Below are 17,003 nucleotides of genomic sequence, written 5' to 3'. Positions count from 1 at the left end.
ATACTCAAATTTCTTAGAATGAAACATTTATTCCAAAACTATAGGCAGGTAATACCGGAATATTAGCATCCGGAGTTTCAGGATCTAAGCCTTGCCATTTCTTGCTGGCCCATACATGTAAATTGGTTGCTTGAAAACGTAACATCATGGAAGAAGCACCTATTTTCTTTGCTAATTCCCCCGGCATCGCATAGCTCAAACCAATTAAACGCAAACGTAAATAATCCGCTTTAGCAACCCGATGATCAGATTTGTCATAATAATAAGTACATTGCTCCACGGCACGTCTACCGTCCTCGTCATCTACATAATTCATTAACCCCTCATACCTAAAATTATTTGCAAATTCTGAATTATAGAGCGCAGGAATATCGGTCTTTAATTCATCTCCGGATTTTCTCCAACGTTTCTTCCAATCGGTAGAAACATTCGCTAGAGGATCAAATACCTTGGAATTATCATCATAAACGGCAGGTAAACGTTTCACACCACCAATACTGTAAGCAAAACCGATGCTCAGAGACAAACGTTTTTTAAATGTTAATTGTGTATCAAAACCACCTGAAAGATCCGGGTTGATGGAACCACTCTTGACCAATTTCATCATTGTCGGATCACCACCATGATATTTTTTACCATCTTGCCCATAAAACAAAGGATAACCATTATCAGCAGACAATCCAGCATAAGCAAACGAATACATCATTCCTAATTTCTCGCCTTCTATAGCTAAATTTCCATTCAACATTTCAGTGATCTTCTCCAAGTCATTGTACAAATTATCATTCGCCAAAATCACTTCGTTTGTATTTCTTCCAAAGTTTACATTAAAGTTCCAGTCAAATAACTTACTTCTCAATAAACCAACGCTCAAATTACCCTCCACACCAGTGTTGTTCATCTCACCGGCATTGATAAACAGGTGTTGTTTACCATTAGATGCTGCAACGATCTTGTCTATAATCAAATCATCCGTATGTTTTTTGTATACATCCACACTTCCAGATAATCTTCCCGACCAGAAAGAAAAATCTACCGCAACGTTCCATGAAGAAGTTTTCTCCCAACGTAAATCAGGATTAGGCAAACGATAAATGGTTGATTGTTCCAATGTACTCGTTTCATTACGATCACCGATTTCCAATATCAAATTGGGAGTCGAGTCATCGTGAATATTTCCCTGAACCCCATAACTACCGCGAATCGACACGAAATGTCCCTTATCAGCAAAAGCAGATAAAAAACTTTCATTGGTCAACGTCCACTTACCGGCAACAGACCATGTAGGCAACCACCTATATTTTGGATTACTACCAAACTTATTTGCCCCGTCGGAACGAATATTAAAATTCAAAACATAACGGTTGGCATAAGTGTAGCTCGCTGTTCCAAAGAAAGAGGCCACTCGAGATATGGTATTCGTATTCGTGGGAAGTAATTTCCCTTTCGCTGCATAATTTTGTGTAAATCTATCTGTATAAATCGGCATAAAACGTTCCCCAAATTCAGGAGTCCAACCATAGCCTGTTACACTCGTACCACCATACTTATTTCCCCTCAATTCAGAACCGACATAAATATTAATATCATGTACATCTCCAAATACGGCCACGTAGTTCAAGGCATTTCTCACGGTATAACCGGTTTTTGTCGTATTTTTACTGGTTAAGATACCACCATAAGGCAACGAAGACTCCCAGTATTTATCTTCAGTCTCGTCATATTCTTTATAATTATACCCCCGAATCCTTGCTACTGCATTTGATTCTTCCGTTTGCCAGTCTTTTTGTTCAGTCGTTGAATTGTGGAAAGAGAAAGTTCCCTGATAAGATATATTCTTGATTAATTTTACATTCAAATTTAACAAGGCATTAAAATCATTTGTTTTAGCCGTCTGACCGGTCTCATCCAACTCTTTCAAAATATTATATTCATAGGCAGACCCTTGTTTGTACATATGATAGCTGCCATCAGCCTCGTAAGGACTCAACGTACGAGAAGTTTTATACGCATAAGAAAAAGGATTTACTCCTACAGTATATCCATCATTCTTGGTTGTACTATAATCAATTTTAGTCATAAAATTGACATACTCGCCTAAATTCACGTCTACTTTAGCCAACGTAGTAAAACGCTCACTCAAAGAACCTTGCGCTGCTCCCTGATTATTGTTATACCCGGCAGAAAAATAATATCTTGTTTGCTCATTTCCTCCTTGTACACTTAACGTATGATTATGAGTTACCGCATTCCGGAACAGAATATCAAACCAATCGGTATTACGCTTAGCCATTGCCATCGCTAACTCGGAGAATTCTGCATGAGTAATTCTTCTATTTACCAATTCGTTCACTAATCCTTCATAAGAATCATTGGGATCAAGCGAAATATTACTCCCGTATTTCAATCCATCCTCGATGACTTCTTTCGATAATGTCATACGCTCTGACGAGTTCATCAAGTCAAAATTTCGATAAGACGGACGCTGATTTACAACCATTTCTCCATGATAAGATACAGTAGGCTTTCCTATCTTTCCCTTTTTCGTAGTCAAGACGATCACACCATTCGCAGCTTTCACACCATAAATTGCCGTGGCGGATGCATCTTTCAATACGGTAATGGATTCAATATCCTGCGGACTAATACCGGCAATGGCATTACCAACCAGATACTCGGCATCCTCACTATTCAAATCCGAAGCAGTGATAGGCACATCTTGTTCCAAGATCACACCGTCAACCACCCAAACTGGAGCCTTATTACCATTAATGGTAGAAGTTCCACGAATACGAATTTTCGGGGTTGCACTTGGTTCTCCCGAGGTATTGATAACCATCAATCCCGGGATCTGTCCCTGTAGCATCTGGTCAATACTTGCAGCTCCCGCCATATAAATTTCTTCCGTTTTCACCACTGAAACCGCACTTGCAGACTCCCGACGATTCACGGTCTGATAACCTGTTACGACAACTTCATCCATGTCTACCGTAGAATACTTCATCACCACGTGTAAAGAATCCTGTCCTTGCCAAGTAATTACTTTTTGCTCCATCCCCACAAAAGAGAAAAGTAATTTTTGTCCAACTTTATTCTCGATCATAATTTGGAATAAACCATCCACATCCGATGCCACTCCGCGAGTCGTTCCCTCCACAACAACAGACACTCCGGGAAGAGGAAGTCCATCCGTGTCGACCACTTTTCCTTTTACCAATTTCAATTTTTCTTTTTCGTCTTCCTGTGGTAGCGGCTTTACAACAACCACACCTTCCGCATACTCATAGCTAAAAGGTAGCCCCTCGAAAATACGATCCAACGCTTTTTCAAAAGGTTCATTCGTCAGAACCATGTTAAGTTTCACATTCAAACGCGCAATCTCCTCTTCATTAAACACAAAATAAACTCCCGTTTGATTCTTCAACTCTTTAATGGTCTCTCTGAGACTTGCATTCTCTAATTTCAACGTCACGGATTGTGACGATACACTGGCTATTGCCGTAAAAGAGAAAAACAGGGTTAAAAACAAAGTTAATCTCATCGCTAAATAAATTTTTCCCCTCGCATTTTCAGGCGAGGATTGTGTAGAATTTCGTCTTTTTTTCATACATTTGGATACTTTGATTAATAAACGTAGCCTTTTGCCGAAGGCTGCCATTAAATTTTCAACATGGAACGGGGAATGCTGGGAACATTTCCCGTTTTCGTGTTTCTTCTATTTCATCACTGAGGTTATTGTAACATTTCTTCCATTAATAATAAATTTTACGTTAGTTGTTTTTTCTATCATATCTAACACGTCATTCAAATCTTCATATTTCCGCACCACGCCGGTAAAACGACGCTCTTTATATTCAGGAGCCGAGAATGAGAATTGAACATCATACCACCGGGCCAATTGTACCACAATATCATTCAATTCCATGTTCTCGTATTCAAATACTCCCCGTACCCACGAGGTGTACAAAGAAAGTTCCACGGCCCTCTGGCTGATTGCCCCGGAACGTTGATCGACCACGGCCTGATATCCCGGTTTTAATACCACCTGATTATCTCCGGATGTTACTTGCACGGCCCCCTGTACCAAAGTTGTCATAATTCCCTCATTTTCGGGATAAGCCGAAATGCAGAACTTCGTTCCCAACACTCGCACGCTCACATCATTTACCCGCACGATAAAAGGCTTATTTTCGTCAGGTTGCACTTCAAAATACACTTCACCCTCAACAAGAACCTCTCGCGTATCTCCCGTAAAACGAGTGGGGAATGTTAGTCGTGAAGATGAATTCAACCATACCATCGTACCGTCTGCCAGCGTGAAATGGTATTCCCCTCCAACTGGGGAAGAGATCGTGTGATATACCGGTTTTTCTTCTATCTCGTCATTCACCTCCACATTATCATATCGCAATTCATTCTTTTTATCTCTCAAAACAGTAACCCCATACTGCTCGATCACTTCTTGCAAATTATCTTGAGTCAAATCAACTTGTATTCCATCAGCCACGGTTAGAGTTGCTTTCGTTCCCCCTGCCTGCACCTTAGCCAACACGGGAGATAACTCCTGTGATTCCGGGACATAAAAGAATACAAATGACAAGGCGAACAGGATCACAACAGAAGCCACGGCTGCAACCTGAATCCATAATTGTCTTCTCCTGCGAACCTTGATCTTTTCCCGTACACGTTTCAATGAATCCGAGGCATCCCTACCCGAACAAGCAACCATTTGATACTCACGCACCATTTTCACCCCCTCCATAAAAAGTTGTTTGTTTTCCTCCGCCTCGTCCATCCACGCACGCAACTCCCGTTCCTCACTCTTATCCAAAAGTCCGGAGCAATAATCACCAATCCTCTGCCAAATTTTATCGTTCATCTCGATCTCTTTTCTTTTATATACCGGAAGATTGAAAAAGAGATGACAACTTTTTTAGGAAAAATTGCAGGAAAAATAATTTTAACAAAATGAAGGTGTAAAAATTTATCGCAGAATAATAAAAAACAACACCAAAGCGTTTCCACCCAGTTCTTCTTTTAACTGCTTCAATGCCCTATAATACAACGTTTTCACGGTATTCACGGTTATTCCAAACCGTTCACCCACTTGCTGGTAAGTCAAATTATTCAACACCACGGCTTTAAATATTTCTTTTGTCCTTTCCGGTAAAGCCTCCACCCGGGCATATACTTTATCACGCAAACAAGCGAACTCGTCCTCATCATATTCTCCCAGTTCTTCTAAAAACTGATCCACATATTTCTCCACGTCATCAAACATAACCCTTCCCCGCCGTGTAGCAAACTTAGAGGCGGCCTTGGCTACCGCCCCGAAAAGATAAGAACGAACGGAACCGGAAAAAACTGTTCGCTTTTTATTCATCCAGAAAGAAACAAACACCTCCTGCACAATATCCTCTACATCATCTGCATCAGAAACAAACCGAAAAGCATACACGCACAATGCCCGATAATAATTATCAAAAAGCATATTCAGACAAATTTCATTTCCTGCCTCTAACGCATGTACAATCTCCGATTCACTATATACCATACAAAAATCTAAATCGACAATTATGATTCATGCAAAGATAGACATTCTCGTCAAGAATCAAAATTATCGAGATATTACCGTCATACAAAAAAGTAGGCCGTTTCTTCTTTGAAACGACCTACTTCATATGATTTTAAGAATCCTTATTTATTTTCAAAAACGATCTTATCATCCTTCACGTCTACCACGATACGGCTATCTTTGGAGACTTCCTCTGCAAGAATCTGTTTTGACAAATCATTTAGCAATGTACGTTGAATAACCCGTTTTACGGGACGAGCGCCGAACTGCGGATCATACCCGGCATCTGCCAACCATTGAACTGCCTTGTCGGTAATCTCGATGGCAATACCATTGTTTTCCAACATCTTCTTTACGCCATTGAATTGCAAACGTACAATATCCACGATTTCCGACTTCTTCAACGGGGCAAACATGATGATCTCGTCGATACGGTTCAAGAACTCCGGGCGAATCGTCTGTTTCAACATCTCGTACACCTCGTGATTCGTCTTGTCAAGTACCTCATCCCGGTTATTCTCATCGATGCCTTTCAAACGTTCCTGAATGATATGCGCACCGATATTCGAAGTCATGATGATAATCGTATTTTTGAAATCGACTACCCGACCTTTATTATCAGTTAAACGCCCGTCATCCAGCACTTGCAACAAGATGTTGAACACGTCGGGATGAGCTTTCTCGATCTCGTCCAGCAAAACCACGGAATAAGGTTTCCGACGAACAGCCTCCGTCAACTGACCACCTTCATCATATCCCACGTACCCCGGAGGCGCCCCGATCAACCGAGAAACAGAATGACGCTCTTGGTACTCGGACATATCAATACGGGTCATCAAAGATTCATCGTCAAACAGGAACTCTGCCAATGCCTTCGCCAACTCGGTTTTACCGACACCCGTGGTTCCGAGAAAGATAAACGAACCGATGGGACGTTTCGCATCCTGCAATCCTGCACGGTTACGACGAACGGCATCTGCCAGTGCCGTAATGGCCATTTCCTGACCGACTACCCGTTTGTGCAACTCGTCTTCCAAGTGTAATAACTTCTGACGCTCGCTCTGCATCATCCGGCTCACCGGAATACCCGTCCACTTGGACACGACTGCCGCGATATCATCTTCCGTCACCTCTTCCCGAATCAACGACTCTCCATGCTTCATATCCGCCAGCTTGGCCTTCACCTCTTCAATACGACGCTCGGCCTCCTTAATCTTACCGTAACGAATCTCGGCAACTTTTCCGTAATCGCCTTCCCGCTCGGCCCGGTCTGCCTCGAAACGGTACTGTTCGATCGCATCCTTATTCTTCTGGATCTCGTCAATCAAAGAACGCTCAGACTCCCATTGGGCTCGCAATTTCGTACGCTCTTGATTCAAATCGGCCAAATCTTTCTGGATCTCGTCCAGTTTCTTGCTTTTCCCTTCCCGCTTGATCGCCTCTTTCTCGATTTCCAACTGTTTGATCTTACGGTCTAGTTCATCAATCTCCTCCGGCACGGAATTCATCTCCAAACGCAGACGGGCAGCCGCCTCATCCACCAAGTCGATAGCTTTATCCGGCAAAAAACGATCGGAAATATACCTGTGGGACAACTCCACGGATGCAATGATTGCATCATCCGTGATCCGTACCTTATGGTGATTCTCGTAACGCTCCTTCAATCCCCGCATGATACTGATCGCACTCATCACGTCCGGTTCGTCAATCATCACCTTCTGGAAACGACGCTCCAAGGCTTTATCCTGTTCAAAATATTTCTGGTACTCGTTCAACGTGGTCGCACCGATAGCCCTCAAATCTCCACGAGCCAAAGCGGGTTTCAATATATTCGCCGCATCCATTGCTCCGTCAGACTTTCCGGCTCCCACCAAGGTATGAATCTCATCAATAAACAGGATAATTTCTCCTTCCGAAGACAACACCTCGTTCACAACCGATTTCAAACGTTCCTCGAATTCTCCTTTATACTTTGCCCCCGCAATCAAGGCTCCCATATCCAGCGAGTAAATACTCTTGGATGCCAGATTTGAAGGCACATCCCCGTTCACGATACGCTGCGCCAATCCCTCGGCAATAGCCGTTTTACCAACACCCGGCTCACCGATTAAGATCGGGTTATTTTTTGTTCTCCGGGACAATATCTGTAATACCCGACGGATTTCATCATCTCGTCCAATCACGGGATCCAGCTTACCGTTCCGGGCTCTTTCGTTCAAATTGATGGCATACCTCCCCAGCGCATCGTAATTATCTTCTGCCGACTGAGAATTTACTTTCGATCCCTTCCGCAACTCGTCAATCGCCGCACGGGTTTCCTTCTCGGTCATTCCCGCATCCTTCAACATACCGGAAACCGGGTCCTTCACAGATAATAATCCCAATAAAATATGTTCCAAAGAAACATACTGGTCACCCATCTCTCCCGCCAACTTCGTGGCTTTCTCCAACACCTTATTGGCCTCGTCGGACAAATAGGGAGAGCCTCCCGACACTTTCGGGTATCCATCCACGATTCGATCCAAAGCGGCCAAAACATTCCGGCTATTTACACCCAACTTGTTAAAAATAAAGTTCGTGATGTTTTCGCCTTTCTCAATCACGCCTCTCAACAGGTGACCTGTTTCGATGGCTTGCTGACCTTTTTCCTGCGCAAGTTGCACGGCTGCCTGCACGGCCTCTTGCGACTTAATTGTATAATTGTTCATGTTCATAGTCTCATTTTCTCCTTTCTGCCTTCACTTTTACAAAGTATATACCGAAACTCTTATCCAAAAGTTTCATCTCGACAAAATGAAAAAACATTTCGACCTATAACATTAACAATCAATAAAAAACGAACTATTGATTTTCGTTTTCTAAAACAAGAGGTATTACAAGTGTGTCATTTTGTCTTTGTATTTCACAAATCATATGACAAAATGGCTTAATTATTTACATTCTTTCCATCCCCGGAATGTGTCACTAAACGGGGGATAAGCGATCCCTTTCTCCGTGATAATAGCCGTGATCACCTCGGCAGGAGTCACGTCAAAGGCGGGATTATACACGTGAATCCCCTCGGGAGCCATTCTTCGGGCATACCATTTCTCGGTCACCTCTGCCGGCTCTCGTTCCTCAATTTTAATCTCTTTGCCCGTGGGACAATCCATATCAATGGTAGACGTCGGCCCCAGCACGTAAAACGGAATTCCATAATATTTAGCCAACACGGCTACCCCCGAAGTACCGATTTTATTTGCCGTGTCTCCATTGGCAGCCACCCGGTCACACCCAACCAGCACGGCCTGCACCCATCCCTGTTTCATCACCGAAGAGGCCATATTATCACATATCAAGGTTACATCCACTCCCGCTTTCTGCAATTCGAAGGCCGTCAACCTCGCCCCTTGCAATAACGGGCGGGTTTCATCGGCAAAAACCGAAAAACCGAATCCTTGTTCCTGTCCCAAATAAATCGGGGCCAAAGCCGTACCGTATTCCGAAACCGCCAGATGCCCCGCGTTACAATGCGTGAGCAAGCCCATACCCGGTTTCAACAGTGACAATCCATGTTCTCCAATTTTCCGGCACGCCGCCGCATCTTCTTTCCGAATCGCCTCGGCCTCTTCCCGCAAGACTTGTTTCAAAACTTCCACCCCCGCACCTTGACATTTCAACAACGCGACTTCCATTCGCTCCAATGCCGTAAACAAATTTACCGCCGTGGGCCGGGAAGATGCCAGATAATTCTTCACCCTTGCAAACTCCCGGTAAAAATCACCAACCTCATCCACCTTTTGCATACACACGGAAATCCCGTAAGCGGCAGCCACCCCGATGGCAGGCGCACCCCTTACCTTTAACAAATAAATGGCCTCCCAAATTTCCTTCGGAGTTTTCAACGCCAAATAAACTTCCCGTTCCGGAAGTTGCGTCTGGTCAATAATCACCAACGCACCCAGCTCATAATCCGCACGCGCGGTCACGATCGTAAACAAATCCATGTTGAAAATAGTTTTTCGCAATATTAACAAAAAACATTTACAGTAACCACATATTTCCTCACAGATTACACCCATGAAACTTCCGAAGTATGAAACAAAAGGCCGTTTTCCCCGTTATCTTAAAATAAAAACAATGCTCTTATGAAACAAAAATTATCAATAATCCTATGGGTGGTATTACCCCTTATCACCTTCTTCCCCAAAGAACTCAAAGCCTGCACCGGAATCACGTTGAAAGCCAAGGATGGTTCCTGCATCGTGGCCCGCACCATAGAATGGGGAGGTAGCAATCTCAACAGCCAATATGTTGTCGTACCAAGAGGGTACGAACAACAATCCTACATTCCCGGCGGCACAACAGAAGGGATGATTTTCACTGCTCGCTACGGGTATATCGGGTTAGCCGTGGAGCAAGAACAATTCGTGGCAGAGGGACTGAACGAGGCGGGACTTTCCGCCGGACTGTTTTACTTCCCGCAACATGGAAAATATGAGACTTACAATCCCAAAGAAAAAGCATCCAGCATTGCCGACCTACAACTCGTTTCATGGATATTGGGCAGTTGCAAGACCGTGGACGAAGTAAAAGAATCCATCAAAAAAGTTCATGTCATCGGTATCGATCCGAGGGCATCTACCGCCCACTGGCGTTTTGCCGACACCACCGGACGCCAGATCGTTCTCGAAATCATCAATGAAAAACCGATCTTTCACGAGAACAAACTAGGCGTACTGACCAACTCCCCAAGTTTCGACTGGCAGATGACAAACCTGAATAACTATGTCAACTTGATTCCCGGTATGGCCCCCTCCCAACAACTAGACGGAGTGGCTCTTACTTCTTTCGGAAACGGAAGTGGTTTTCTTGGTATACCGGGCGATATCACCCCTCCCTCCCGATTTGTCCGTGCCGCTTTCTACCAAGCGACCGCACCACGTCAAGAGACAGGACAACAAACCGTTATTCAATGTTTCCAAATACTGAATAATTTTGACATACCCATCGGAATCGAATTCGCTCCCGACCAAACTCCCGTTGATATTCCAAGCGCCACGCAATGGACCTCGGCAACCGACATGACGAACCGCATGATCTACTATCGTACCATGTACGATAGCGCCATTCGTTGCATCGATCTCCGTAAGATCAATTTTGCCCGGGTAAAATATCAAACAGAGCCTCTCGACAAAGTAAACCAGCAACCGATAATCCCGATCCGGATCGGATAATAAAATAGAGGGGCCACTTAAACAGCCCCCCTACACACACTTTCACTTTATCTTTAATCGTCAATATCCACTACCTGAAACTTATCATTGAATTTAATCTCCAAGCGATTTGACAATTTGATCTCATATCCTTCCGAATCATGCTCGATCTCTAAAACTTTTGCATCCGGATAATTGGCCTTCACATATTTAAGTATTGCCTCCGGAATAATGGCAGCGGGAACCTCACCCGTTTTGCATTTCACCTCTGTCCAATCTCCCGATTTATCGAATTCCAACTTTTCCCCGCTTGCAAACACCACATCATAACTCTTGTAAAACAAACCTGTCTCCTGTGTTATCAATGCCACTTTCTGATCTTTAAAATAAGTCGTGATAAACGTCTGCGCCTTCGCCGGTAACTGATTCATCTCAATCGGCTTGTCATTATCAGCTTTTACTATCGTCATCGAGAATAAACATACGAGTAAAAAAACAATCTTTTTCATATTCTTCTATTTTTAATGGGTTACTATTTTATTATTTACATGACAAAAATATCCCCCGAATCTGAAAAGAATCTGGAAAAATAAAATACTACTCATTTTTTTAGAATTACATTTGAGCAATAGCTTGACTATTTTCACACCCCGCCCCTCTATCATTTAAGCACACCCTTACGAATAGCTAATATAATCCTCCATACAAGATTCCACCAAACAGAATCAATCTAAAAATCAATTTTATCGAAAATAAATGTTCGATGAATACAAGATGAATGCTCGATGGTCTAAATGAAGTATCAATAGGATTCCAATATAATTATAATAAAAACGAAACAAATTATTGACAGGATTCAATTGATGTACAGGTTCTATTTACCAATACTCGATCTCGTGACTCTCGAGAATAATCTCCGATAATACCACAACCCGACAATATCAGCCAGTAACCAACCAATAGGGATTGACCACCAGATTCCCACAACCCCGATAGCCGGAATCGCGGATAAAGCATAAGCCAAAGCGACACGAGTTCCCAAAGAAATAACAGTCAACACGACCGACATCCCCGGTTTCCGAATCCCCCGATAGAAACCATACAACAGGAACAAGCAACCGATTCCGCAATAAAAAGCCCCTTCGATTCGTAGGTACTGGACCCCAATAGAAATAATTTCCGTTTCATGTACCGGAACAAAAATCAACATCAAGGGACGGGCAAACCCGAATACAAGAAGAGAAATAAACACGCAGAAAATAGTTGCAGAAACAACCGCCACCCGGATTCCATCCCGAATACGTTTCATTTGCCCAGCACCAAAATTCTGGGCTATAAACGTCGAGAAGGCGTTCCCGAAATCCTGCACGGGCATGTAAGCAAACGAATCTATTTTAACTGCGGCCGCAAACGCTGCCATCACGGCAACCCCGAAACTATTGATTAATCCCTGTACCATCAATATACCGAAATTCATCACGGACTGCTGGGCGCAAGTCAGAGATGAATAGACCGCAATTTCCTTTACCGTTTGCCACTTCATGCACATATCCTCCCGCCGAATTCGGAACTCCGGGAATTTCCGGATCGTGTACACACAAAGTCCTACCCCCGAAACGGCCTGCGCGATAACAGTTGCCCATGCCGCTCCTTTCACTCCCCAATCACACCACAAAATAAAAATCAAATCAAGCGCAATATTCAAAACAACCGCCACTCCTAAAAACCACAATGGCACGATGGAATTACCTATCGCACGCAGTAACGAGGCATAATAATTATAGATAAAGGTAAACCCGATACCCCAAAAGATTACCCAAAGATAATCACGCATCAACGGGTAAACAGCTTCCGGGACTTGCAATAATCTCAGAATGGGATCGATCCATACGAAAACAGCGACATTCAAAACCAAAGTAACCAAGCCTATTAACACCAAAGAAACAAAAATACTACGTTTCAATGCCTCCCGGTCTCCCGCCCCATATTGCAGAGAAAAAATGGCCCCACTCCCCATGCACAACCCCAAAAGTACCGAAGTCAGAAATATCATCAACGAGTAAGCCGATCCGACTGCTGCCAACGCATTCGCCCCCAAAAACTGCCCCACGATCAGCGTGTCGGCAATATTATAGAATTGTTGCAACAGATTCCCTAAAATCATGGGTACAGCGAACCACAACAACCCAAGAGTTATATTTCCGGTCGTTAGACCCCGATCCTTTTTTATACCGTTAAACGCCACGTCCCTCTCTGAAAAACGTAAATACTATTTTTGTTGCAACAACCACTCTATCAACTCTCTATTGTCAACAATACTCCAAGAATGTGGATGTCGGTTATTATCCGGCTTCCGATACCCTTTATTCTGAGTTGTAATAAGAACAGCCCTGTCGTTACCCAACCTTTTTAATTCATTAATCATCGCAGAACAATCAATGATATTCAAACCAAAGACATCTGTTTCCCGTTCATCAAGCCACCATTGAATATCAGGTTCTATATATATCCTAATCGGTGTACCCAACAATCCTTTTATAGCAGACTGCGTCGTGTCGGAAAGCGAATAAGGAGATATTTTGTGATAATTCTTCAAGGCCGTTTGAGGTGTTCCTCCCATGATTTGCTCGATCCTTGAAAGCAGATAAAGATATATGTTCTCTTCGCCAGAACCACCCTTTCCAAACAACATGACATCCCGTTTCGTGGAATTATAAAACCGTTCAAAATCCAGCGGTGAGTCTATGGCAAAAACAGCTTTGGGCTTTTTATCTGCCGTTTCCGCAAATTTTACAACCGTACTTCCTCCCATCGAAAAGCCTCCAAGATAATATTCCAGATCCTGCAATTTATGTCTACTCGTCACATCATCAACGATTCGACGAAATGCCTGCTGGCTCAAACTATCAAACCCAAACGAAGAAACGCCATCCTGAAAAGTAGGTATAATAGTCAAAATTCCCCTTTCCGCTGTTTCGACAGGTAGTTTTGTTTGCAGCAAAACATCCTCGGCCGTTTCACCAAATCCCGGTACCAAAAACAAGTACCCCATCCATGGTAACGAGTCAGGATAAATGATCGTGTAGCAATTCCTTGTCGTATCATTCTTATCAAGAAGTACTTTTTCTATCTTTTGAGCAGAAAGTTCCGTCATCATTAGAAAAGATAGAATAATCAACGAATATCTATACATATATAATCTTAGTTTACAATTCATTATAAACATTCAATTTTCTCACGCCATTTCTAATCCTACCTTTCAAATAAACAAAAAGATTTCTTCCAGTTTACATGAAAACTATCATCAAAAGAAAAACCCTCTCAATCATCAGACCAAGAGGGTTATCTTTCGATTTTTTAGTACCCAGGGCGGGAATCGAACCCGCACGTCTTTAAGGGACACTGGATTTTGAGTCCAGCGCGTCTACCAATTCCGCCACCTGGGCGTGAACTCGGGTGCAAAAGTAGATCTTTTTTCTCAAACTCCAAACAAAATGACATTTTTTTTACAAGAAAAAGTAGAAAATATTTACAACAACATTCTGTCATTTCCATAACACCAAGAAAATCAATTGCACACCCAAACAACTCTTCGGGTTATAATCTCATACAATCCAGCACACATCGTTGACATCCTCATGTAACTCTATTGGCAAAGGGCTATGAAAGGGTAATGAAAGGGCCATAAAAGGGCGTGACCGTATTATTACCCAACTATATCCCCGAATTAAGCTTGGAATTAGTTTAGGTTATCCCCCTGTTGACAAATCAGCTATTTTAATTACTTTTGCAAGAGATACAAAAAACATGAAAACTATTATACGATTTGCTTTTATCCCGTTATTATTTCTTCCACTTTGCCTTTCCGCACAACAAACAGGTGTAGTGAAGGGACGGGTTTTTGACAGTAAAAACAATGAACCAATACCTTTTGCCAACGTGGTGATCTGGAAAACCACCACAGGCACAGCTGCCGACGAAAACGGGTACTTTCGCATAGAAAACGTGCCGTTGGGTTTCAATCGCTTGGAAGTGAGTAGCATCGGCTACACAACAAAATTATCAGAAGAATTCATGGTAAACACGGCCTCAGAACGCACGGTAAACATCGGACTGGAAGAAAGCCAAGTCAACTTGGAACAAGTAACGGTCAAGGCCAATCCATTCCGCAAAGCGGTTGAAAGTCCTGTTTCTTTACAACGCATCGGGATCGCTGAAATAGAGAAGAACCCGGGCGGGAATCGAGATATATCGAAAGTATTACAATCCATGCCGGGAGTCCTTTCCTCTCCCGCTTTCAGAAATGACTTTATTGTTCGAGGTGGAGGTCCCAGCGAAAACCGCTTTTATCTGGATGACGTAGAATTGCCCAACTTGAACCACTTCGCTACACAAGGGGCATCGGGTGGTGTGGTTAGTATCGTGAACATCGATTTCGTGAAGGAGGTAAATTTCTACTCGGGAGCATTCCCTGCCTCCCGGGGAAACCTGATGAGTTCCCTGCTCGACTTCCGGCAAATAGCGGGGAACCCTGACAAAATAAAAGTGCGAGGAACTTTAGGGGCGACGGATTTCGGGTTATCGCTGGACGGGCCTCTAACACCTAAAACCACGTTCATCATGTCCGCCCGCAGGAGTTACCTGAAATTCCTATTCGACATGATCGGTCTCCCTTTTCTGCCCGTGTATAATGATTTCCAGTTCAAAACGGAAACCAAGTTCAACCAGAAAAACGAATTAACCATACTGGGCATCGGGGCTTACGATGTTAATCATCTCAATAAAGGGATGAAAGCTCCCGATGATGACCAAAGATACATGCTCAACTACCTGCCGGAGAGCGTGCAATGGAGTTACACGATCGGAATTACTTACAAACATTACGGGGACCGTTGGAACCACCTTTTCGTACTCAGTCGCAGTACCCTGCAAAACGAGATCGAGAAATACACCAACAACGACAAAAGCCAAACGAAACTGGTGGATTACAATTCCGGCGAAACGGAGAATAAATTCCGATTCGAACACAATCATTTGTTACGACACGACATCAAGTTGAATGTCGGGGCCGGGATCGAATACGCTACTTACAAAAACAAGACAACAAGAGAATTATACACCCTCGGAGTGTTGAATCATGTACGCTACGACAAGAATTTTGATTTTTTCAAATGGTCTCTCTTCGGGCAAATCAGCAAAAATTTCTTTCTGGAACGTCTTGCAGTTTCGGTAGGAGTCCGAGTTGACGGGAACAGTTACACGTCGGGAATGAACAATCCTTTCAAACAGGTATCACCCCGGTTGTCTCTCTCCTACTCGCTCTCCCCCGAATGGTTTATCAATGCAAATGCCGGACGCTATTATCAACTTCCCTCGTACACCACGATGGGATATGCCGACGAGCAAGGAAAACTAGTAAATAAACAAAACGGGTTGAAATATATCGGGACAAACCACTACGTGGCCGGTTTGGAATATCGCCCCGGTAGCCGGACAAAAATCACACTGGAAGGGTTCTACAAAACGTACGACCATTACCCGGTTTCCCTACTGGATAGCATCGTACTTGCCAACAAAGGTACCAATTACGTGGCGGTAGGTGACGAACCCGTGAAATCTCTCGGCGAGGGGCGAGCGTACGGGGTAGAACTGATGGTTCGCACACAGGAATTTTTCGGGATCGTGGCATCGCTCGCTTACACGTATTACTATTCCGAGTTCAAGAAAATGGATCATAACCTGCAACCGATCTCGGAATATATTCCCAGCAGTTGGGACAACCGCCATATCCTTTCCCTCACGGCAACCCGCAAGTTAGGTCTCTGGGACATAGGTATGAAATGGCGAATCACGAACGGGGCACCCTTCACTCCTTATGACGCAGAAACCAGTTCACGAATAGCAGCTTGGGATGCCAAGCGGCAACCTTATCTTGACTACTCCCGTTTCAATAGCGAACGGGCCTCCTCGTTCCACCAGCTGGACATTCGGGTTGACCGGAGTTTTTATTTCAAAAAATGGTCATTAATCCTGTATGCCGATATACAGAATATCTATGACCACAAGACGAAAAGCCCCGATCTGCTCGTACCGCAGGAGAACCCGGACGGAAGTTACAAAATCAACCCTGAACACCCGGATCACTACCTGATGAGATACATCAAAAATGACACGGGAACATTACTACCGTCCGTGGGTATTATTATTGATTTTTAAACAGATAACCGATTAAC

The 17,003-nt window shown here is 43.5% G+C and carries 10 protein-coding genes and 1 tRNA gene; 2 read left to right on the top strand and 9 right to left on the bottom strand.

Translation table 11 applies throughout. The features are described 5' to 3' along the window. Positions 1 to 13: 13 nt before the first annotated feature. From QVC79_RS02200 to mtnA, 5 genes are all read right to left on the bottom strand, one after another. Positions 14 to 3,541, bottom strand: a complete 3,528-nt coding sequence (locus QVC79_RS02200; protein WP_270595312.1) for a SusC/RagA family TonB-linked outer membrane protein — start codon at positions 3,539 to 3,541, stop codon at positions 14 to 16. Positions 3,542 to 3,715: 174 nt separating this feature from the next. Continuing rightward, entirely contained in the window at positions 3,716 to 4,879 is a 1,164-nt protein-coding gene (locus QVC79_RS02195) for a FecR family protein (RefSeq protein WP_124315851.1), read from the bottom strand. A gap of 105 nt (positions 4,880 to 4,984) precedes the next feature. Beyond that, on the bottom strand, positions 4,985 to 5,554 hold the full coding sequence (locus tag QVC79_RS02190) for an RNA polymerase sigma factor (RefSeq protein WP_124315850.1): 570 nt from the start codon (positions 5,552 to 5,554) through the stop codon (positions 4,985 to 4,987). A 143-nt stretch (positions 5,555 to 5,697) separates the two neighbouring features. Next, positions 5,698 to 8,289, bottom strand: coding sequence for an ATP-dependent chaperone ClpB (clpB, locus tag QVC79_RS02185; protein ID WP_270595311.1), 2,592 nt, complete (start codon positions 8,287 to 8,289; stop codon positions 5,698 to 5,700). Between the two features lie 216 nt (positions 8,290 to 8,505). Continuing rightward, a complete protein-coding gene (gene mtnA / locus QVC79_RS02180) occupies positions 8,506 to 9,561 on the bottom strand; it encodes an S-methyl-5-thioribose-1-phosphate isomerase (protein ID WP_270595310.1) in 1,056 nt (351 codons plus the stop codon). A gap of 141 nt (positions 9,562 to 9,702) precedes the next feature. Here mtnA and QVC79_RS02175 point away from each other — a divergent pair, with 141 nt between their 5' ends. Further along, the gene (locus QVC79_RS02175) at positions 9,703 to 10,791 is read left to right on the top strand and encodes a linear amide C-N hydrolase (RefSeq protein ID WP_270595309.1); all 1,089 of its coding nucleotides are present in this window, start codon (positions 9,703 to 9,705) and stop codon (positions 10,789 to 10,791) included. A gap of 53 nt (positions 10,792 to 10,844) precedes the next feature. Here the strand turns inward: QVC79_RS02175 and QVC79_RS02170 are convergent, their stop codons facing one another. The 4 genes from QVC79_RS02170 to QVC79_RS02155 form a co-directional block, all read right to left on the bottom strand. Further along, positions 10,845 to 11,279: a PepSY-like domain-containing protein gene (locus QVC79_RS02170; RefSeq protein WP_124315845.1), complete on the bottom strand. Its 435-nt coding sequence runs from the start codon at positions 11,277 to 11,279 to the stop codon at positions 10,845 to 10,847. 365 nt (positions 11,280 to 11,644) lie between these two features. Further along, the gene (locus QVC79_RS02165) at positions 11,645 to 13,015 is read right to left on the bottom strand and encodes an MATE family efflux transporter (protein WP_270595308.1); all 1,371 of its coding nucleotides are present in this window, start codon (positions 13,013 to 13,015) and stop codon (positions 11,645 to 11,647) included. Between the two features lie 24 nt (positions 13,016 to 13,039). Continuing rightward, positions 13,040 to 13,963 (bottom strand): alpha/beta hydrolase, encoded by a 924-nt coding sequence (locus QVC79_RS02160; protein WP_151411798.1) that lies wholly within the window; start codon positions 13,961 to 13,963, stop codon positions 13,040 to 13,042. A gap of 168 nt (positions 13,964 to 14,131) precedes the next feature. After that, positions 14,132 to 14,216 (bottom strand) — tRNA-Leu (locus QVC79_RS02155). Positions 14,217 to 14,577: 361 nt separating this feature from the next. On the opposite strand from QVC79_RS02155, the gene QVC79_RS02150 reads away from it, so the two are divergent. Further along, entirely contained in the window at positions 14,578 to 16,986 is a 2,409-nt protein-coding gene (locus tag QVC79_RS02150) for a TonB-dependent receptor (RefSeq protein ID WP_270595307.1), read from the top strand. Positions 16,987 to 17,003: the final 17 nt, after the last annotated feature.

This window comes from Butyricimonas sp. (assembly GCF_019423355.1).
Classification (GTDB): domain Bacteria; phylum Bacteroidota; class Bacteroidia; order Bacteroidales; family Marinifilaceae; genus Butyricimonas; species Butyricimonas faecihominis.
This window is presented reverse-complemented; position numbering and strand designations above follow the sequence as displayed.